Consider the following 18,554-nt stretch of genomic DNA (forward strand, 5'->3'; position numbering starts at 1 on the left):
GTGGTCATCTCCTCGAGTCGCATACTGCATACCGTATGTACTTCATAGTGGACCTCGGCCGGGTCACTTGTCCAGAGTCCTTAGTCGGCCCAGTCCGGGCCGCGCCACTGTTCGACCACTGTGGACACACGAGATGCCGCCTCGGACAAGGGCATTCCCTGTCCGACAGCGATTCCGAGCAGGTAACAGGCCAGCGGCGCGGCCATCCCGCCGACGTCCCGCGCGACACAGCGCGCCAGCGACACCAGTGTCCGTTTGTCCAATTCGTCCGGGCCCACACCCAGTTCGACGGCCACCAGCCGCGCCCACTCGTCGAGGACGCGCGCGTTCGTAGAAGTGAACCTCATGTCCGCCGCCCCTTCCGCAGTCGTCGTCGACTCGCGTCCAGCCGCTCGGTCACCCCCCGGGCGTCCAGCAGTTCCAGCAGTGGAACAGCGACCCGTCTGCTCGTCCGCAGCGCCGTGCGGACCTGGGCGACGGTGAACGTCTCCGGCAGTTCGGTCAGCACCGCTTCGGCCAGATCGATCGCGTCCGGCCGCAGGTACACGCCACCGGCGAGCCGGATCAACATTCCCCTTGCCACCGCGGTGTTCAAGCGTTTGACGGCAAGTCCCAGCTCAGCCAGCCGCGGTTGTTCCGGCGCGGCGAAGGGGTCCAGAGCGAGGTCTTCGACCAACCGCTCCAACGCGTCCCTCGGCCCGAGCACGAGGCGCCCGCCGAGCATCCGCACACCCAGCCCACGCGACGCCCGTGCCAACGGCTCGACCAGACGCCGGTCCGGCAGCCCGATCTCCTGCGCGGCAACGAGTTTCGGCATGGCCGGGTCTTCGGGGTGCCGTGCGGCGTACTCGCGGACGGCGTCGAGCAGGGACTGGCGCAGCTTCTGGAAACGGTTGGGGTCGAACAGCCACTCCCCCACGACGGGTGCGCGGGGCACCGTGCAGCCCATGGCGATCAGGTCGTTCCGCCGGACCATTCCCCGCCTGCGCAGTTCCGCCATGCCGTCTGTGCTGACCTCCCGTTTGGACAGTTCGACGGCTCGTTCGGCCAGTCCGCCGGACAGCCGCGGATCCGGAGGCAGGATGTCGAGGACGGTGACGCCCGCGACGACGACGCGTTTTCGCGGATCGTGCAGCAACCCGGAGTCGCCGATCCGCAGCGGCAGCGGCGACCGCAGGGTCAGCCGGGCCACGCCGGGCCCCAAATGCCGGACACGCGCGGGAATCGCGGCCGAGCCGACGTGCAGGACCAGTTCCCGCGCGGGCATCCCGGACTTGTCCAGCGTCCTGAGCCGCACGTCGACGACGGAGACGAACCGCCAGCTGTTCACCGCGACCAGCGCCTGTCCCCTGCGCATCCGGCGCGGGTTGATCCCGTCGACCTTCAGCGCGACCCGTCCCGCCGCGGCCACCGCCGTGGCGGGACGGCCGAGGGACTCCATCGACTCGACGCGGACGCGTCGACCTGTCGGCGCCACAACCAGTTCGTCGCCGGTGTGCACCGTCCCGGCGGACAGCGTGCCGGTCACCAGCGGCCCGTCGGCGTCGTCGACCCACAACCGCAGCGTGGCAGCGGGATCCGGCGGCGGGATGAGATCCACCAGCCGGTCGAGCGCCTCGCGCAGCCGCGGAATCCCTTCCCCGGTCAGGCTGCTGACCACGACGGGTTCCGCCTCGGCGAGGCTGGTTCCCGCCAGGTGCGCGCGGGCCCGGCGCAACGCGGGCAACGGGTCGGCGAGGTCGCTGCGGGTGATCACGAGCAGGCCCCGGCGGATTCCCAGCGCGTGCAGCGCCGCCAGATGCTCGCCGGACTGCGGCATCCAGCCCGCGTCCGCGGCGACCACGAGCAGCACGGCGGACACCGGGCAGATCCCGGCGAGGGTCCGGGCCGCGGGCAGGTCGGCCAGCTCGACCACGCGCCCGGACGGCAGTTCAGTCCACGCCGAACCGAACTCGGGTGCCATCCCGGTGAGCCGGTGCACCAGCGTCGACTTTCCGTGGTCGGCATGGCCGGCCGTGGCTATCAGCTGCACTCATCTCGCCTCGCACCAGGCATGGGACATGCCTCCTCGACGCCGTTGACCGAAGATTTTCATACGGTATACTGAATACACTATCGACGCAAGAACGGAGCCGCCCGTGAGAGTCGCTGTTCTTGGCGCCGGTGCTATCGGCGCGTATGTCGGAGCCGGACTCCATCGTGCTGGAGTCGAGGTTCACCTGATCGCCCGTGGAGCCCATCTGCGAGCGATCAGGACATCGGGTCTCAAAGTACTGTCTGCGCGAGGGGACTTCGAGGTCCATCCGTACGCCACCGACAACCCGGAGGAGGTCGGGCCGGTCGATCACGTCTTTCTCGGCCTCAAAGCCAATCAGTACGCCGCAGCCGGGCCCATGGTCAAGCCCCTGCTGCACGACACGACGACATTGATAACCGCGCAGAACGGCATCCCCTACTGGTACTTCCACGGGCTGCCCGGTCCACTGCGCGACCGCCGGATCGAGAGCGTCGATCCGGGCGGCACGGTGAGCCGGGCGCTCCCGGTCCGGCGGGCCGTCGGCTGCGTGGTCTACGCGGCCACCGAGATCGAACAGCCGGGGGTGATCCGCCACCTGGAGGGCACCCGGTTCTCGATCGGCGAGCCGGACGGCACGACGTCCGTGCGCTGCAAGGAGTTCTCCGCCGCGATGGTCGCGGGCGGGCTGAAGTGCCCGATCGAGCCGGACCTGCGCGACGACATCTGGATCAAGCTGATGGGCAACATCGCGTTCAACCCGATCAGCGCCTTGTCAAGGGCGACGATGGCGTCGATCTGCCGCCACCGCGAGGCCCGTGAACTGGTCGTCAGGATGATGACCGAGACACTCGAGGTCGCGTCGGCACTGGGTTGCACGCCGCGGATCTCGATCGAACGCAGGCTCGCCGGCGCCGAACGGGCAGGTGAGCACAAGACGTCCACCCTCCAGGACCTGGAGAAGGGCAAGCCCCTCGAGTTGGACGTGATCGTCAAGGCGGTCGTCGAACTGGCCGATCTGGCCGATGTCCAGGTCCCCACGCTGCGCGCGATCGGCGCCGTGGCCGACCTGTTGAACGAACAGCTGACCGCCGCATAACCCCAGGGTCGTGTTGCCGCGCCAGCTCGAGTACCCCGTGGCCTGGTCCGCGAGGGGCGTTTCTCGCGCGCAGCGCAGGCGTGTCACGTTTCCCAGCCGTCGCTGTCCGCGGCGATCCGCGAGCCCGAACGCGAGCTCGACGTGCCGATCGTCCGCCGGGGCAACAGATACGACGGTCTCACGCCGGAAGGCGAACGGGTGCTCCTGTGGGCGCACCGGATCCTCGGCGAGTGCGAGGAGTGAGGCAGGACCTGTCCGCGATGTCCGACGGGGTGGCCGGGACGCTCCGGATCGGGGCGATCCCGACCACCCTGACTGTCGCGCCTCTGCTCACGTCGCCGTTCTGCGCACGTCACCCGCGAGCGCGGGTGGCGATCGAATCACTGTCCGAAAAGGACGTCGCGCACCGGTTCACCGAGTTCGACCTGGACGTCGGAATGACCTACCTGGACGGTGAAGCACTCGGCCGGGCGCGGGCTTTCCCGTTGTACGCGGAGAAATACCTGTGCTCGTACCGGAGTCGCACGAGCTGGCCGAACGGCGAGTGGCCGGCTGGGCGGACGCGGCCAAGCAGCCGCTGTGCCTGTTGTCCGAGCAGATGCGCAACCGCCGCATCCTCGACGAGATGTTCGCGGCCGTGGGCGCCATGGCTGTGCCGTCGATCGAGACCGACACCGTTGATCTCCCATGCGTGGCTGAACATGTTCGGTGTGCCGCAAGGCATGCGTGCCGTACCACTGCAACAGGTCAGGCCGTCATCGCAGGGCCACACGCTCGTGGTGATCTCCGACAAGGATGGCCCCGGCTCGGCGTTCAAGCGCGAACTCGCCGACGGCGGCAAGCTCGCGGGCACCGGCGCCCACTCGTACTCGACCTCAGGCGAGTAGGTCCATCCCGAGGATGAGGCCCGTCTCGGTGCGGTCGATCCGGGTGAAACCGACGTGCTGGTAGAAGCCGATCGCGCGGGTGTTGACGCCCCACACGTCCAGGTGCAACCCGCGCGATCCCTTCGCCCGCAAGGCGTCGACCAACGCGGTCATCAGACGGGCACCGACACCCTGCCCCTGTGTGCGCGGCAGCAGATTGATGTGCAGGTGTGACGGGTACTTGCCGAGGTACTTCGGTGAGGTGCGGTCCGGATTGTGGATGTGCCTGATCAGCTTCTGGTCCTCGGACACAGCTGGGCCGTCCGGCGGCAACGGGTACTGCTCACGCAGCTCGGGCCACCAGCTCTGTTCGAGGGACTCCTCGAACTCCGCGGTGTCCAAAGCGCCGACCACGTACCCGCTCACGCCCTCGTCGTCCTCGGCGACGAACGCCAACGACGGCTCCAGCACCGCGTACGGGCCGACGAAGATGTGGCCGAGCAGTTGCGGGTCCTCGTACTTCGCGGTGGCGTCCTCGCCCGCGTCGCCGGTCTGCAGGCAGATCCGGTACAGCGCGTCGAGGTCGTCCAGCCGGGCTGGCCTGACGTTGATCACAACTGACAACTTACTTCGCACACACAACGCGCATGACTGGTGACCTTCCGAACATGCCCTGACCGCGTCGTGCGACGGCGTCCGATGCGTGGGATCGTAGAGTCGTCGCGGACGTAGAAGGGGCTTGATGACAGCAGACCCATTCGTGCACCCGGCGCTGTTCTACCGTGGCGCCGACGAGTACGTCACCGCAACTGTGCCGTTCATCGCAGAGGGACTCGCGAAGGGCGAACCGGTGGCCGCCGTCGTGCCGGGGCCACGACTGGAGCTGATCCGCACCGCGCTCGGTGCCGACGCCGCCCGCGTCCACCTGGCCGACATGACCGAGGTTGGCCGCAACCCGGGCCGGATCATCCCCGGGGTGCTGCGGGCGTTCGCCGACAGCCACCGCGGCCGCGTCCGGATCGTGGGAGAGCCGGTCTGGGCGGACCGCTCGGTGGTCGAATACCCGGCGTGCGCGCAGCACGAGGCCCTCATCAACCGCGCCTTCGCCGGGCGCAAAGCGACCATCCTGTGCCCGTACGACACCGAGAGCCTCTCCCCCACCGTGCTGGCGGACGCGTTGCGCACGCACCCGGCCGTGATCGACACGGACGGTCAGCACACGAGTACGACCTTCGCCCCTGACGCTGTTGTCGCCGCGTACAACCAGCCGCTGTTCGCGCCCGCGAACGCGGAGTGCCGGATGGCCGGCGCGTCCAGCCTGGCGGAGCTGCGTCAGTTCGTGGCCAAGTTCGCGAGCCAGTCCGGGCTGAGCGACACGCGCGCGAGCGACCTCGTCCTCGCGGTCGACGAACTGGCCGCCAACAGCGCTCGGCACGGCGGCGGCACCGGCACGGTCTACCTGTGGGACGAGCCGGGCGAACTGGTGTGCCAGATCAGCGACGCGGGCTACCTGCGTGACCCGCTGCTCGGCCGCATCCCCGCGCCGGTCACCCAGGTCGGCGGCCGTGGCCTGCTGCTGGTCAACCACCTCGCCGATCTGGTCAGGACGCACACCACGCCCGCGGGCACGACGATCCGGGTCCACTTCCGGCACTGACGCTGCCCTCTTGGCCGGCGAGCGCGTCCCTTTCGAGCACGGATCGGGCCCGGAAGGTGCGGACCTGCCAGCGGTTCACCGCAGGGGCAGCTCGACCGAGGCCTGCTGGTCCGGGTGTTCGACGATCAACGTCAGCGTCTCGGCGCCGTCGGGCGGACTGGGGAAGAACGCCCGGTTCTCGAAAACCAGGTCGCCCGTGCCGGACGACCCGCCGCCGGACATGCCCGTACTGCGGTACTGCGTGCCCTGGTCGTCCCAGGCGCGCCACCGCCAGCGGGAGTCGGTCAACCGCTGCGAGACACCGGGTTCCCAGGTGCCGCGGTGGACCGCCGACCTGACGATCAGCACGGCGTTCCAGACTTCGAGGCTGATCAGCTTCCTGACGACGTCGCCGTGGCCGATCTCGCGACCGACGAGCGGGACGACCCTGAGCAGTCCGGGTGAACCAGTTGGCCTGCGATCGGCCGCTGGTTCGCCGGAACGGCGGACGGCTGCCGTGGTCATCTCCGCCTCGGTGGACCCCGGTGCCTGCACGGTGACCGGCGTCAGCCACCCCGCCCGTTCCATCGTCGCGCGCAGGTCGTGCAGCAACAGGCCGGCTTCGTCCTGGGTCAGCGCGCCCGCGGCCATCAGCCCCGCGGCGATACCGCGGATCTCAGGCAGGTTGGTGACCGCGCCCCTGATGTGCTCAGGCTGCTCCCGTGCTTCCCGCAGTCGGTCGCTGATCAGCTTCTCCAAGTACGCCCGGCCGTCCATCCCGCCATAGTGCCCGATGGCGGGCGATCAGGATCGCCCGTTCGGTCGCCACGATCAGGCAGACGGCACCGGCCGCGCCCGCGACGACCGACGCGACGCCGAACCCCATCGCCAGCTCGTGGCCCAGCATCGCCGACGTGAACAGCCAGATCGCCAGCCCGAGCAGCGCGCCGAGCAGGCCGGAGCTGTAGCGGGCGGACGGGCGCCGGTAGCCGCGGCGCAGCGTGCGCGCGGTCGATTCCAGGTACGCCACGGCGAACAGGGCCAGCAGCAGGCTGCCCGTGCCCATCAGGGTCGCGAGCGGGTGCTGCCGGGTGCGCAGGGTGAACGTCTGGATCCCTTGCGGGCCGCCGTCTTTCGGCGTCCAGCGAAGTTCACCCGTGACGGTCCCGCCGACGATCCACCGGCTGATCGGCGGCATGGTGATGTCCGTGCTGAACTTGCGGTCCTGGTCGGCTTTGACCTGACTCGTGCCGTCGCCGAGCGGGATGCCCCCGCCGGTCATGCTGAGCGTCAGGTTGCCGTTGACCACGTCGTTCCCGGTCACGGTGATCGGTTTGCTGAGGTCCACGACGGCCGGGCCGGTACTGGGTGCGCCGCGCACCGACATGTTCGACGTGCTGTCGTGCGAGAGGACCGACGGGGTCAGCAAGGCCGTGGCGACCACGCCGGGCAGCGCCGCCGCCGCGATCCACGCGGGCACCCTCGGGCGCTTCAGCGCCGGGCCTTCCGGGTCCACAATGGTCGGATCCGCGGTCGCGCCGTCGACCCTCGGCGTGACGACCGTCAGGTCCTCGCGGGGCGCCGCACCGGTCGCCAGGCTCGCGACCACTCGCGGCGCGAGGTGCAGCACCGGGATCCTGGATCGTTCCAGCCAGCCCTGGCCGTACACGCTGGTCGCCGCGGACGCGAGATCCGTCGCGAACGCCTCCGCTTCCCGGTACCTGGCAGGCAGTTCACGTGCGATGCTGCGCATCACCACGGTCGCCAGCGGCTCGGGCACGCCCTCGATCTGCTTGGGATCGGCGAACATGTGCTGCCGGATCAACGCCAGCGCACCGCGGTCCCGGTCGAACGGCAGGTCGCCGGTGAGCAGTTCGTAGAGCATCGTGCCCGCCGCGTAGACGTCCGCCGCAGGCGACAACGCGTTGCCCATCGCCTGTTCCGGCGCGATGTACGCGGGAGTGCCGAGGATCTGGCCGCCGTGGGTGACGAGCGTGGCACCCTCGCTGATCACCTGCGCGATCCCGAAGTCCGCGACCTTCACCACGCCCGCCGTGTTGAACAGCAGGTTCTTCGGTTTCACGTCCAGATGCAACACGCCGGCCACGTGCGCGGCGTGCAGCCCCGACAGCATGGCCAGCGTGATCGCGCACGCCTGCTCGTTGTCGATCTTCCCGGCGTGGAACCTGTCGAACACCGTTCCGCCGTCGAGCTTCTCCATCACGAGCAGGTTCTGCACGTAGTCGTACACCGGCACGATGTGCGGGTGGTCGAGGCTCGCGAGGACCCGCGCCTCGCGGTCGAACTGAACGTGCGCACCGACACGCCCGGCCATGTCGGGTGGCAGTTGCTTGATCGCCACCTGGCGGCCGAGCGTGCGGTGCACGCCGGAGAACACCTCGCCCATCCCGCCGGAGCCGATCTGGTCGCCGACCGTGTACTGCGGCAAGGCGTTGACCATGCTCAGCGGCGCTGTCATCCGTAGGCCTCGGTGGTGCTGTCCATCCGGCGGGTGGTCATCCCGATCGTCGGATCATCCGGGCCGCCCATCGGCGGTGGCGGCGGCGGGATCGGGTGCGGTGTCAGGTATCCGAGGACCAGGCCGATCGCGGCCGCGGCGATCACGATCGGGATCTCCACGCTCGGCTCCGGCGGCACGAGCCGCAACACCGACAGCGAAACCACTGCCACCAGGCCGGTCCCGATGCCGGCTGGCAGGAACCGCAGTGCGCGCTGCCAGCGGTTGGGCGAAAGCCTGTGACGCGCCAACGCGATCAACGCGGTCACCCAGATGAACGCCGTGAGCGCCAGCAACGCCAGCCCGAACACGCCGTAGACCGACCACAGTGAACCGCGCACGTCCGTGACCGTCTTGGAACTGCCGATCACTTCCCGTTCGGTGTCCAGGACTTCCACGGTCGTCGGCAGCAGCCCGATCGCTTGTCCCTGCAGTTCGGCGAGATCGAGCACGAGCGTCCTCGTCACCGTCTGACGTGCCGGGACGTCGTACGGAACGACTGTGTCGTAGGAGAAGAAGGTCAACGCCAGCGCCACGCCGGAGACGCGCACGCTGCGGATCTTGACCGTCGTGTCGCCCTCGTTGGTCGCCGTCACGGTCAGCTCGACCGGCCTGCTCGGCTCGACCGTGACGGTGTTTCCGGTGATGTCCTTGCCATCGAAGGCGATCGCGATCCTCAATGGCTCGGCAGCCGCCGCAGGCGACCCACCGAAAAGGACAGCGCACACCCCGAGCGCAACCCCTGCCGCAATCACGCGTCTCATTGGGCATCCCGATTGGAAGTAGTGATATCTGGATGGGGATGCTACAACCTGTGGCGGACGTATTCAGGGGAGTAGTAGCAATGCGCACTGGATCGCGAAGAATCGCTGCCCTTTCGGGCGGACTTGCCGTACTTCTGGCCGCCGCTCCGTTCGCGGAAGCGCAGACGAGCGGTAGCCAACCACCGTTACCCAATCCGCAGATTTCGCTCGCCCCGGCCAGCGGACCAGCAGGTTCCAGCTTCACCATCAGCTGGACCGGGTTCTCCCGCGGCGGCGGCAAATATCTCTGCAAACAGATCGTTTTCGCATTTGACGGAACAACTCTGACCAGTGCGGGCGGCGGCGAGACAAGCGCGCCCGCGGCTGGTTCGGCCGGTACGAAAGTCCCGGCGGCCGCCGGACTCGGTGGCCACAAGGTCACTGCGACGTGCACCAGTCTGGAACTCTTCGACGACGCGGTCTTCACGGTGACACCGCCGCCGACGACCATTCCGCCGACGACGACCACTCCGCCCGTCATCCCACCTGTCACTCCCCCTGTGACGGTGCCGCCCGGCCAGCCGCCGGTCATCCCGCCGACCACGACCCGGCGCCCGGCGACGACGTCCCGGCCACCGGTGAGCACACCGGCGACCCCGGCACCGCCGCCGATCCCGCCGACCCAACTGCCACCACTGTCCACAGCGGACCCCAAGCCCGCCGCGGACGGCGACCTCGTGCTCGACAAGGTCACCATGACACCGGGTGATCCGTTGTCGGCGACAGGCAGGGGATGCACGCCCGGTTCACCCGTGACACTGATGTCGAAGGGAGAACGGGTCGGCGGGACGATCGCCGACGCGCGGGGCCAGTTCACCGCGGCGGTCCAGTTCAGCCGCTTCGAAGCGGGCAGGCACTGGGTCACCGCCAACTGCGGCGTGGTGCTCACCGCCGCCGTCGACCAGCTGCTGACCAGCTCGACCGGTGGGCAGAGCAGTTCGCTGATCATCCTGGTGTTCTTCGTCCTCGCCGGGGTCAGCGTGCTGCGGTTCAGATAATCCGGAGTTCCCCAATCCGCCCGGCCGGGTGCACCGAAGAGTCTGGTGCACCCGGTTCTTCGTGCCGGGGCGGGGAGGAAAGTCATGAATTCCCTACGTGGGCGGCGAAAGCCGCTGGCAATGGCGGGGGCACTGCTGATCGGCACCGCGTTCGCCGGGTTCGTGCCCGGTTCGGCCACTGCCTCCAGCCACCGGGAAGCGCCGCTCATCGCGGCCGACCCGACCGTCGACAACACCGACGTGTACGCCTTCGTCAGCCCCGACAACGCGGACACAGTCACGTTGGTGGCCAACTGGTTCGGTCTGCAGGAGCCGAACGGCGGACCGAACTTCTACCCATGGGCGACCGACGCGAACTACGACATCAACATCGACAACGACGGCGACGCCAAGCCGGACCTGACCTACCGCTGGACGTTCGAGAACGACGACCGGCGCGCCAAGAGCACCTTCCTGTACAACAACGGCCCGGTCACCTCGCTGGACGACGAGAACCTGCTGTTCAGGCAGACGTACAAGCTCGAGGTGATGGACGACAAGGGCAAGGACAAGACCCTGATCCGCAAGGGCAGGGTCGCACCGTCCACTGTGGGCCCGGCGGGCATGCCCGACTACCGCGTGCTGCGCGACCAGGCGATCACCAGGCTGCCCGGCGGCGGCCAGACCTACGTCGGCGCGGCGGAGGACTCGTTCTTCCTCGACCTGCGCGTGTTCGACCTGGTCTACGGCGGCAACCTGAGCGAGGTCGGCCAGGACACCCTGCGCGGTTACAACGTCAACACGATCGCCATCCAGGTCCCGAAGTCCGCGGTGACGTTCAAGGGCGACCCGAAACGAAACCCGGTGATCGGTGTCTGGAGCGACACCGAGCGGCGGACCATGCGGCTGTCGCCCGGCCAGGCCAAGCCGGAGGGCCCGTTCGTCCAGGTTTCCCGGCTGGGCAACCCGCTGGTCAACGAGGTCATCTCGTCGGTGGCGCTGAAAGACGCGTTCAACGGGCTCACCCCGGACCGCGACGGGACGGTGAAACCTTTGCTGGACAGGGTGACCAATCCCGAGGTGCCCCGGCTGCTCGAATCGATCTACAAGCTCAAGGCACCGGCGGCACCGCGTGACGACCTGGTGGAGATCTTCCTGACCGGGATCACCACCAAGGCGGGCGGGCCGATCAAGGCGGACCTGAACTCCCAGCTGAACAACGCCGACGTGAACCCGAAGAAGTTCGTGCCGTCGGAGATGTTGCGGCTCAACACGTCGATCGCACCGTCCGGCAAGCCCAACCGGCTCGGTGTGCTCGGCGGTGACCTGCAGGGCTTCCCCAACGGCCGCAGGCTGGCCGACGACGTGGTCGACATCGAGCTGCAGGCGCTCGCGGGTGCCGCGCAGACCGGCAAGATCGTGCCGGAGCTGGCCGCAGGGGACAAAGTGGACGCCAACGACCGGTGGTTCGAGTCCAAGTTCCCGTACGTGGCCCTGCCGAGCAACACCGCGGTGAACTCGAACACCGCGATGGTGGGCTTCACACCGAGCGCGAACATCACCGGCGACATGCCGGTCGGCCCGATGATCGGCGGCGCGGCAGGCGCGCTCGCGTTGGCCGGCGGTGGTTTCTGGATGATCCGCAGGCGTAGGCGCAGGACATGAGGGTATCGGTAGTCGTGATCGCGGCGGCGGCGCTGATCGCCGCCGCGGTCACTGTCACGCAAGTGGTCGAGTCCGATGGGGACACTGTGACCGTCGAGCCGGTCAGCCGGGTCAACCGGCTTCGGCAGAACGTTGACTCACTGCGGGCGAGGCTGAACCGGGTTCCCGGTGACGCCTCGGGCTGGGCGCGGTTGGGCGGCTCGTACGTCGAGCTGGCCCGGACCACCGCGGATCCCGCCTACTACGGCAAAGCCCAGGGCGCGCTGGACCGTTCGCTGAAGCTGGCGCCGGAAGGCAACGGCGAGGCGATGATCGGCCTCGGCGCCTTGGCCAACTCCCGGCACGACTTCGCCGCGGCGAAGCAGTGGGCGACGCGGGCGCAGGCGGTCATGCCGGACACCGCCGAGGTGTACGGAGTCCTGGCGGACGCGTTGACACAGCTCGGCGACGACGAGGCGGCGATGGACGCGACCCAGCGGATGCTGGACCTACGGCCGAATGTCGCGGCCTTCACCCGTGCGTCATACCATTTCGAGTTGCACGGCCAGGAAACCGAGGCGCGTGACGCGATGCGGCGCGGGCTGGAGTCGGCGACGTCGTCCGACGAGATCGCGTTCTGCCAGTTCCACCTCGGCGAGCTGGCCTGGAACGCGGGCAAGAGCGACGAAGCCGCTGCCTACTACGAGCAGGGGCTGGTGACCAGTCCGAAGGATCCGGCGTTGCTGCACGGCCGAGCCAAGGTCGCCGCGACGCGGGGCCGTACCGACGAAGCCCTTGCCGGGTATCGCGAGCTGGTGGTCCGTGCACCGCAGTACATCCCGGACTACGCGCGGTTGCTGACGGCGGCGGGCCGGACAGCCGAAGCCAGCCAGCAGTACGACATCCTCGCCAAACAGCAGAAGCTGCTCGAAGCACAGGGTGCGAGTGACGACCTGGTCGCGTCCGCGGTGGCGGCGGACCGGGGTGACAAGGCCGAGGCGTTGCGCCGGGCCGAAGCCGAATGGGCCAAGCGGCAGAGCGTTTTCGTGGCCGACGCCATGGCATGGGCGCTGCACCTCGACGGGCGTGACACGCAAGCGCTTGCGTACTCCGACAAAGCTGTCTCGTCGGGCTGGCGCGACGCGGCCGTGCTGGCGCACCGGAACGCGATCCTCGGGGCGTTGCGATGATCAAACGTTTGCTCGGGGTGCTCGCCGGACTGGTGCTGCTGTGGCCGTCCGGCACGGCCTCAGCCCACCCGTTGGGGAACTTCAGCGTCAACCACTACCACGGCCTGCACCTGCACACCGATCGGCTCGATGTCCTGTCCGTCGTTGACTTCGCCGAGATTCCCTCGGTGCAGGAGAAGCTCACCGACGCTGACGCGCTGTGCCGGGATCTCTCCGGTTCGGTCCGTGCCACAGTGGACGCCCGGCAGCTGGCGTTGTCGGTACGCGGCGCGCGGATCGAGTTCCCGAAAGGTCAGGCGGACCTGGCGACCACCCGCCTGACGTGTGAGCTGACCGCCCCTGTGGCCATCGACGGCCCGGTGCGGGTGGCGTTCAGCGACTCCTACCGCGCCGACCGCGTCGGGTGGCACGAGATCACCGCCGTGGGAACCGGGATCAAGGTGGATTCCCCCGTTCCCACCGGCAGTGTCTCGAACGAACTGCGCAGCTACCCGGAGGACCTGCTGTCGTCGCCGTTGGACGTGCGGAGTGTCGAGCTGGAAGCGGAGCCGGGCGCGGGGTCGGCTCCGACCGCACCCGCCGCTGCCCCGGCGGCGGAATCGGGGATGGCGGCGGCGTTCAACGACATCGTCGGCCGCGCCGACCTGACTCTGTGGCTCGGTGTTCTCGCGGTCCTGCTCGCACTCGTGCTCGGGGCCTCGCACGCGGCGCTGCCCGGGCACGGCAAGACCGTGATCGCCGCGTATCTCGTCGGCCGCAAGGGAACGCTGAGAGACGCCATCCTGGTCGGCGCGACGGTGACGTTGACGCACACCGCCGGTGTGCTCGTCCTCGGCCTGTTGATCAGTGTGTCCAGCGTGCTCGCCGGGGAGGCCGTGCTGCGGTGGCTCGGTGTGGCCAGCGGCCTGCTGATCACCGGGATCGGCGTGGTCCTGGTCCGGTCCGCGCTGCGCAGGCACACCGGGCACGGCCACGTTCACGGTCACGGGCACGGTCATGGCCACGGGCACATCGGCAGGGCGGGCCTGGTGGGGATGGGCGTCGCGGGCGGTCTGGTGCCCAGTCCGTCGGCGCTGGTCGTGCTGCTCGGCGCGATCGCGCTCGGCCGGACGTGGTTCGGGGTGCTGCTCGTGCTGGCGTACGGCCTCGGCATGGCCGGGATGCTCACAGCGGCCGGGCTGCTGCTGGTGAAGCTGCGGGACCGGATGGACCGGATGACCGAGCGGATCCAGCGCTACACCCGGTTCGTGCCAGTGCTGACAGCCGCCATGGTGCTCGTGGTCGGCAGCGGCCTGACTGTGCGGGCCGTGGCCGGGTAGGCGGGATGCTCCCGTTTCGGGGAGCACCCCCGCTTTCACTCGGCTTCTTCGTCCTGCGCCTTGGCCTCGGCGATCACGGTACTGGCCAGCGACACGCACCCGTCGCAGATGTACACACCCGGGCCGGCCACCAGCTTGGCCACCTCGTCCTCGGACTTGGCGCAAAAGCTGCAGGCCAGCTTCGTCCTGGTACTCATGCGCACCAGGCTACGCGTCACCGCGCCAGCGGGCCTTGTCCTCCTCGGTGACCTCCACCGGGCCCGCCGCGGGCTGGGTGATCCTGATGTGGTTGCCGAACGGGTCGCGCAGCGCGCAGTCGACGCCGTACGGCTGCGGCGTCGGCTTCTCGGTGAACTCGACACCCTTGGCGCTGAGTTCGTCGTAGGTTTTCTGGCAGTCGTCGGTGGTGAGGATCGCGGCCACTCCCATCGCACCCTTGGTCACCAGGTCACGCAGCTGCGCGGCGACCTCCTCGCTCTGCGACGGCGGCCCCGGCACTTCGAGCAGGATCTCCCGCTCGGGGTCGGACGGCAGCACGACCGTCAGCCAGCGCATGAAGCCGAGGTCGACGTCCGCCTCGACCTGGAAGCCCAGTTTGCCCACGTAGAACTCGATGGCCTCGTCCTGGTCGAGGACCATCACGGAGTGAATGCGGATGCGGTTGAACATGCCGCGAACACTACGGCCGGTCCTGTCCGGACGGCTTATCCAAAACAACCTCACGAACGGCTCGGTCTGGTCCACGCCTTGACGAAGCACACCGGGACCTCCAGCGGCGGCGTCTTCGCCCGGTACTCGGTCGGTGAGAGTCCGACGATCGTCCGGAATGTCCGGCTGAACGTGCCGAGGCTCTCGAAGCCGACCTGCTCGGCCACCTCGGTGACGGTGACCGCGGGCGACCGCAGCAGCGCCATCGCGCGTTCGATCCGGCGGCGTTGCAGGTACCGGTGTGGCGTCTCGCCGAAGGCCGCCCGGAACGAGCGGGTGAAGTGGGTCGGGGACATCAGGGCGATCCGCGCGAGCGCGGGCACGTCCAGCGGGGCGGCGAAATCCCGGTCCATCGCGTCCCTGGCCCGCAGCAGCCGCCGGTTCTGCTCCTCCCCCGGGCTGAGATAACCAGGTGCCACGCGCCCATCGTAGTTAGCCTGGCGCGATGGACCTGCTGACGCCCGCGACCGAGCTGCTCGCCATCCCGTCGACGGCGGACCGGCCGGCCGAGCTGCACCGCGCACTGGACTTCGTGCTGGATTTCGTCGGTCCCGGGTTCACGGTGGAACGGTTCGAGTCCAACGGCAAACCCAGTGCGCTGCTGTACGCGGGCAAGCGGCGCCGGTTCCCCGTGATCCTCAACGCCCACCTGGACGTGGTGCCCGGACGCGCGGACCAGTTCGTGCCGCGGCTGGACGGCGACCGGTTGTACGCGCGAGGCGCCCAGGACATGAAGATCTCGGCGCTGGTGGAGGCGTCGGTGTTCCGCGAGCTCGGCCACCGGGTGCCGGTCGCGCTGCAACTGGTCACCGACGAGGAAGTGGGCGGCCGGGACGGCACCAGGTACCAGCTCGACCAGGGCGTCACCGGTGATTTCGTGATCATCGGCGAGCAGAGCGGGCTGCGGCTGGTGACCGACTCGAAGGGCATCCTCGGCGCGAACCTGCGCGCGACCGGCCGGACCGGGCACAGCGCGTACCCGTGGATCGGGGACAACGCGGTGCTCAAGCTGATGCGGACCGTCGAGAACCTGCTGGACCGGTATCCCGTGCCGGACGAGGAGGCGTGGCGCACGACCGTGAACGTGGCACGGATCGAATCCGCGAACACCGCGCGCAACCAGATCCCGGCGCAGGCCGAGGCGTGGCTGGACATCCGGTTCCCGCCGCGGGACACCGACCTGGACGGCCGCACCGAGGCGGAGATCACCGAGTACCTGCTCAGCTTCTGCGAACCCGGCGTGACCGCCGAGGTGATCTACGCCGACCCGCCGCACAAGGCCGACCGATCCCGCCCGGAGGTGCTGGCGTTGCGGCAGGCCGCGCAGGCCCAGGGCTACGACGGCGATTTCCTGATCAAACACGGCGCCGCGGACGGCCGGTTCTACTACCAGCGCGGGATCGACGCGGTGATCTTCGGGATCGGCGGCGACGGCCTGCACGGGCCGCAGGAGTACGCCGACGTCACCACCATCGAGCCCTTCCGCCGGGCGCTGACCGAGTTCCTGCTGCGCTGAGCAGTGGAACTCCGGTGCGCCGGGACCGTCGCTGCACCGGGGACCCGGTCGCGACACCCGGCGGGGCCTACGCTCGCAGACATGTGGATGTCGTGGCGTACGGCGACTGAGAAGGCGCTGTACGCCGACGACGGTTTCTACCGGCACGCGGGCCAGCCCCCGCGGCACTTCCGCACGTCGGTCCACGTCTCACCGCTGTTCGCCGCCGCGCTGCACCGCCTGATGCCGGACGCACCGCAGATCGTGGACGTCGGCGCGGGCGACGGTGCGCTGCTGGCCGCGCTCGACACCGATGCCCACCTGCTCGCCGTGGAGCGGGCACCACGTCCACCCGGGCCGGCCGAGCGGATCGCGTGGGCAGCCGAGTTGCCCGAGCACATCGAGGGCCTGGTCATCGCGAACGAATGGCTCGACAACATCCCGGTGGACGTGGTCGAACTGACCGCCGACGGGCCCAAGCTGGTCCTGGTGTCCCCGAACGGAAGCGAACGGCTCGGCGACGCACCGGAGCCCGAAGACCTCGCCTGGCTGGAGCGCTGGTGGCCGCTCACCGAGGTCGGCAGCCGCGCCGAGATCGGGCGTCCCCGCGACGAGGCGTGGGCCGGCCTGGCCAGGCGGGTGCGTCGCGGTGTCGTGGTGGCCGCCGACTACGGGCACACGATCGGCGCCCGGCCGTTCCACGGTTCCCTTACCGGTTACCAGAACGGCCGTCAGGTGTCGCCCGTGCCGGACGGCTCGTGTGACATCACCGCGCACGTCGCCCTCGACTCGTGCGCCGCGAGCGTGCCGGGCACTGTGTTGATCACACAGCGGGATGCGTTGCGTGCCTTGGGGGTCACGGGCGCTCGCCCGCCTGTCGAGCTCGCGCGGACCGACCCGCCGAGGTATCTGCGCGAGCTTCGCCAGGCGGGCGAGGAGGGCGAGTTGACCAGCCGGGACGGGCTCGGCGGGTTCGGCTGGCTGGTGCACTCGATCGACACCTGTATCCCCGGGGCGTTCAGTGCGAGGATCGTTCCATGAGCACGGAACGCACTGTCGCGATCGGCTCCGGCGCCACGCACCTCGGCAGCGAGGACATGGTGCTCAACATCGGGCCGCAGCACCCCGCGACCCACGGTGTCCTGCGGCTGCGGATCGTGCTGGACGGCGAGCGGATCACCGACGTCGAACCGATCATCGGATACATGCACCGCGGCGCGGAGAAGCTGTTCGAGGTGCGCGACTACCGGCAGATCATCGTGCTGGCCAACCGCCACGACTGGCTGTCGGCGTTCGCCAGCGAACTCGGTGTCGTACTGGCCGTTGAACGGATGACCGGCATCGAGCCGCCGGTGCGGGCGGTCTGGGCGCGGATGCTGCTGGCCGAGCTCAACCGGGTGCTCAACCACTTGATGTTCCTCGGTTCGTACCCGATCGAACTCGGTGCCATCACGCCGATCTTCTACGCGTTCCGGGAGCGCGAGACCCTCCAGGCGGTGATGGAGGAGGTCTCCGGTGGACGGATGCACTACATGTTCAACCGCGTCGGCGGGTTGAAGGAGGACCTCCCGCTCGGCTGGCTCGACCGCGTGCGCACGGCAGTCGACGAGGTGCGCCGCGGCATGCGCGAGATCGAGGACCTGATCCGCGGCAACGAGATCTTCCACGCCCGGACAAGGGGAATCGGCGTACTGACTCGGGACCAAGCCGCCGAGTACGGTGTTTCCGGGCCGATCGCGCGGGCCAGCGGCCTGGACTTCGACCTGCGCCGCGACGAACCCTATTTGGCGTACGACGAATTGGACGTTCCCGTGGTGACCCGGACCGGCGGCGACTGCCTGGCCCGGTTCGAGTGCCTGATCGACCAGGTGCACGTCTCGCTCGATCTGGCGATCGCGTGCGCCGACCGGCTTTCCACACTGCCACCGGGCCCGATCAACGTGCGGACACCGAAGATCCTGAAGGCACCGGCCGGGCACACGTACGCGTGGACGGAGAATCCACTCGGGATCAACGGCTACTACCTGGTGTCCCGCGGGGAGAAGACGCCTTGGCGGATGAAACTCCGTTCGGCGTCGTTCAACAACGTGCAGGCGATTCCCGAGCTGATGCGAGGTTCGCTGCTCGCCGACATGATCGCCATCCTCGGGTCGATGTTCTTCGTCGTCGGCGACATCGACAAGTAGTACGGTTACTCCATTGGGGACACGTCCACATTTACCGTTGCCAGTTGTGTATCTGGGTACCGCCGCGGCCGTCCTGATTGCCGGGAGACGACAACGAAG

Annotated in this window: 20 protein-coding genes; 11 read left to right on the plus strand and 9 right to left on the minus strand. The window is 69.0% G+C overall.

Features of this window, described 5'->3' with window-relative positions; all coding sequences use genetic code 11:
• Positions 1–80 precede the first annotated feature (80 nt).
• Together AOZ06_RS33785 and AOZ06_RS33790 are read right to left on the minus strand one after the other, a co-directional pair.
• Positions 81–347, minus strand: a complete 267-nt coding sequence (locus AOZ06_RS33785; RefSeq protein WP_054293095.1) for a DUF6457 domain-containing protein — start codon at positions 345–347, stop codon at positions 81–83.
• On the minus strand, positions 344–2,032 hold the full coding sequence (locus tag AOZ06_RS33790; RefSeq protein ID WP_054293096.1) for a SelB domain-containing protein: 1,689 nt from the start codon (positions 2,030–2,032) through the stop codon (positions 344–346). Before AOZ06_RS33790 ends, AOZ06_RS33785 begins: the two co-directional genes overlap by 4 nt.
• A gap of 106 nt (positions 2,033–2,138) precedes the next feature.
• Here AOZ06_RS33790 and AOZ06_RS33795 point away from each other — a divergent pair, with 106 nt between their 5' ends.
• From AOZ06_RS33795 to AOZ06_RS33800, 3 genes are read left to right on the plus strand one after another with little or no spacing between them, the layout of a single operon-like run.
• Positions 2,139–3,113 (plus strand): 2-dehydropantoate 2-reductase, encoded by a 975-nt coding sequence (locus AOZ06_RS33795; protein WP_054293097.1) that lies wholly within the window; start codon positions 2,139–2,141, stop codon positions 3,111–3,113.
• A gap of 42 nt (positions 3,114–3,155) precedes the next feature.
• Positions 3,156–3,356 (plus strand): LysR family transcriptional regulator, encoded by a 201-nt coding sequence (locus AOZ06_RS61365; RefSeq protein ID WP_218922177.1) that lies wholly within the window; start codon positions 3,156–3,158, stop codon positions 3,354–3,356.
• Positions 3,344–4,000, plus strand: coding sequence for a LysR substrate-binding domain-containing protein (locus AOZ06_RS33800; RefSeq protein ID WP_218921822.1), 657 nt, complete (start codon positions 3,344–3,346; stop codon positions 3,998–4,000). The genes AOZ06_RS61365 and AOZ06_RS33800 overlap by 13 nt, the downstream gene beginning before the upstream one ends.
• Here the strand turns inward: AOZ06_RS33800 and AOZ06_RS33805 are convergent.
• Positions 3,989–4,594, minus strand: coding sequence for a GNAT family N-acetyltransferase (locus AOZ06_RS33805; RefSeq protein WP_054293099.1), 606 nt, complete (start codon positions 4,592–4,594; stop codon positions 3,989–3,991). The two genes, AOZ06_RS33800 and AOZ06_RS33805, sit on opposite strands and share 12 nt — an antisense overlap.
• A gap of 127 nt (positions 4,595–4,721) precedes the next feature.
• Between AOZ06_RS33805 and AOZ06_RS33810 the strand changes: the two genes are divergently transcribed.
• Positions 4,722–5,636: a sensor histidine kinase gene (locus AOZ06_RS33810; protein ID WP_054293100.1), complete on the plus strand. Its 915-nt coding sequence runs from the start codon at positions 4,722–4,724 to the stop codon at positions 5,634–5,636.
• Between the two features lie 75 nt (positions 5,637–5,711).
• Here AOZ06_RS33810 and AOZ06_RS33815 read toward each other — a convergent pair whose 3' ends face one another.
• Genes AOZ06_RS33815 through AOZ06_RS33825 form a run of 3 tightly spaced genes read right to left on the minus strand, consistent with a single transcriptional unit; the run spans position 5,712 to position 8,897 of the window.
• Positions 5,712–6,392: a hypothetical protein gene (locus AOZ06_RS33815; RefSeq protein WP_054293101.1), complete on the minus strand. Its 681-nt coding sequence runs from the start codon at positions 6,390–6,392 to the stop codon at positions 5,712–5,714.
• Positions 6,325–8,094, minus strand: a complete 1,770-nt coding sequence (locus AOZ06_RS33820; protein WP_063810162.1) for a serine/threonine-protein kinase — start codon at positions 8,092–8,094, stop codon at positions 6,325–6,327. Before AOZ06_RS33820 ends, AOZ06_RS33815 begins: the two co-directional genes overlap by 68 nt.
• Positions 8,091–8,897: a hypothetical protein gene (locus AOZ06_RS33825; protein WP_179950755.1), complete on the minus strand. Its 807-nt coding sequence runs from the start codon at positions 8,895–8,897 to the stop codon at positions 8,091–8,093. Before AOZ06_RS33825 ends, AOZ06_RS33820 begins: the two co-directional genes overlap by 4 nt.
• Positions 8,898–8,977: 80 nt before the next feature.
• On the opposite strand from AOZ06_RS33825, the gene AOZ06_RS60515 reads away from it, so the two are divergent.
• From AOZ06_RS60515 to AOZ06_RS33845, 4 genes are all read left to right on the plus strand, one after another.
• Positions 8,978–9,934, plus strand: a complete 957-nt coding sequence (locus AOZ06_RS60515; RefSeq protein WP_225952968.1) for a hypothetical protein — start codon at positions 8,978–8,980, stop codon at positions 9,932–9,934.
• 84 nt (positions 9,935–10,018) lie between these two features.
• Positions 10,019–11,578: a DUF4331 domain-containing protein gene (locus AOZ06_RS33835; protein WP_054293102.1), complete on the plus strand. Its 1,560-nt coding sequence runs from the start codon at positions 10,019–10,021 to the stop codon at positions 11,576–11,578.
• Positions 11,575–12,747 (plus strand): tetratricopeptide repeat protein, encoded by a 1,173-nt coding sequence (locus AOZ06_RS33840; RefSeq protein WP_083472106.1) that lies wholly within the window; start codon positions 11,575–11,577, stop codon positions 12,745–12,747. The genes AOZ06_RS33835 and AOZ06_RS33840 overlap by 4 nt, the downstream gene beginning before the upstream one ends.
• Positions 12,744–14,066: a nickel/cobalt transporter gene (locus tag AOZ06_RS33845; RefSeq protein WP_063810164.1), complete on the plus strand. Its 1,323-nt coding sequence runs from the start codon at positions 12,744–12,746 to the stop codon at positions 14,064–14,066. Before AOZ06_RS33840 ends, AOZ06_RS33845 begins: the two co-directional genes overlap by 4 nt.
• Before the next feature lie 35 nt (positions 14,067–14,101).
• Here the strand turns inward: AOZ06_RS33845 and AOZ06_RS33850 are convergent, their stop codons facing one another.
• Genes AOZ06_RS33850 through AOZ06_RS33860 form a run of 3 tightly spaced genes read right to left on the minus strand, consistent with a single transcriptional unit; the run spans position 14,102 to position 15,127 of the window.
• Positions 14,102–14,263: a ClpX C4-type zinc finger protein gene (locus tag AOZ06_RS33850; RefSeq protein WP_083472786.1), complete on the minus strand. Its 162-nt coding sequence runs from the start codon at positions 14,261–14,263 to the stop codon at positions 14,102–14,104.
• 10 nt (positions 14,264–14,273) lie between these two features.
• A complete protein-coding gene (locus AOZ06_RS33855) occupies positions 14,274–14,735 on the minus strand; it encodes a VOC family protein (RefSeq protein ID WP_054293105.1) in 462 nt (153 codons plus the stop codon).
• A gap of 50 nt (positions 14,736–14,785) precedes the next feature.
• On the minus strand, positions 14,786–15,127 hold the full coding sequence (locus AOZ06_RS33860) for a helix-turn-helix domain-containing protein (protein WP_083472787.1): 342 nt from the start codon (positions 15,125–15,127) through the stop codon (positions 14,786–14,788).
• A gap of 92 nt (positions 15,128–15,219) precedes the next feature.
• Between AOZ06_RS33860 and AOZ06_RS33865 the strand changes: the two genes are divergently transcribed.
• From AOZ06_RS33865 to AOZ06_RS33875, 3 genes are all read left to right on the plus strand, one after another.
• Positions 15,220–16,290 carry a M20 family metallopeptidase gene (locus tag AOZ06_RS33865; protein WP_054293107.1) on the plus strand — a complete coding sequence of 357 codons (1,071 nt, stop codon included), beginning with the start codon at positions 15,220–15,222 and terminating at the stop codon, positions 16,288–16,290.
• An 81-nt stretch (positions 16,291–16,371) separates the two neighbouring features.
• Positions 16,372–17,310 carry an SAM-dependent methyltransferase gene (locus AOZ06_RS33870; protein ID WP_054293108.1) on the plus strand — a complete coding sequence of 313 codons (939 nt, stop codon included), beginning with the start codon at positions 16,372–16,374 and terminating at the stop codon, positions 17,308–17,310.
• The gene (locus tag AOZ06_RS33875; protein ID WP_054293109.1) at positions 17,307–18,455 is read left to right on the plus strand and encodes an NADH-quinone oxidoreductase subunit D; all 1,149 of its coding nucleotides are present in this window, start codon (positions 17,307–17,309) and stop codon (positions 18,453–18,455) included. Before AOZ06_RS33870 ends, AOZ06_RS33875 begins: the two co-directional genes overlap by 4 nt.
• Positions 18,456–18,554 lie beyond the last annotated feature (99 nt).

The organism is Kibdelosporangium phytohabitans, assembly GCF_001302585.1.
GTDB classification, from domain to species: Bacteria; Actinomycetota; Actinomycetes; order Mycobacteriales; family Pseudonocardiaceae; genus Kibdelosporangium; species Kibdelosporangium phytohabitans.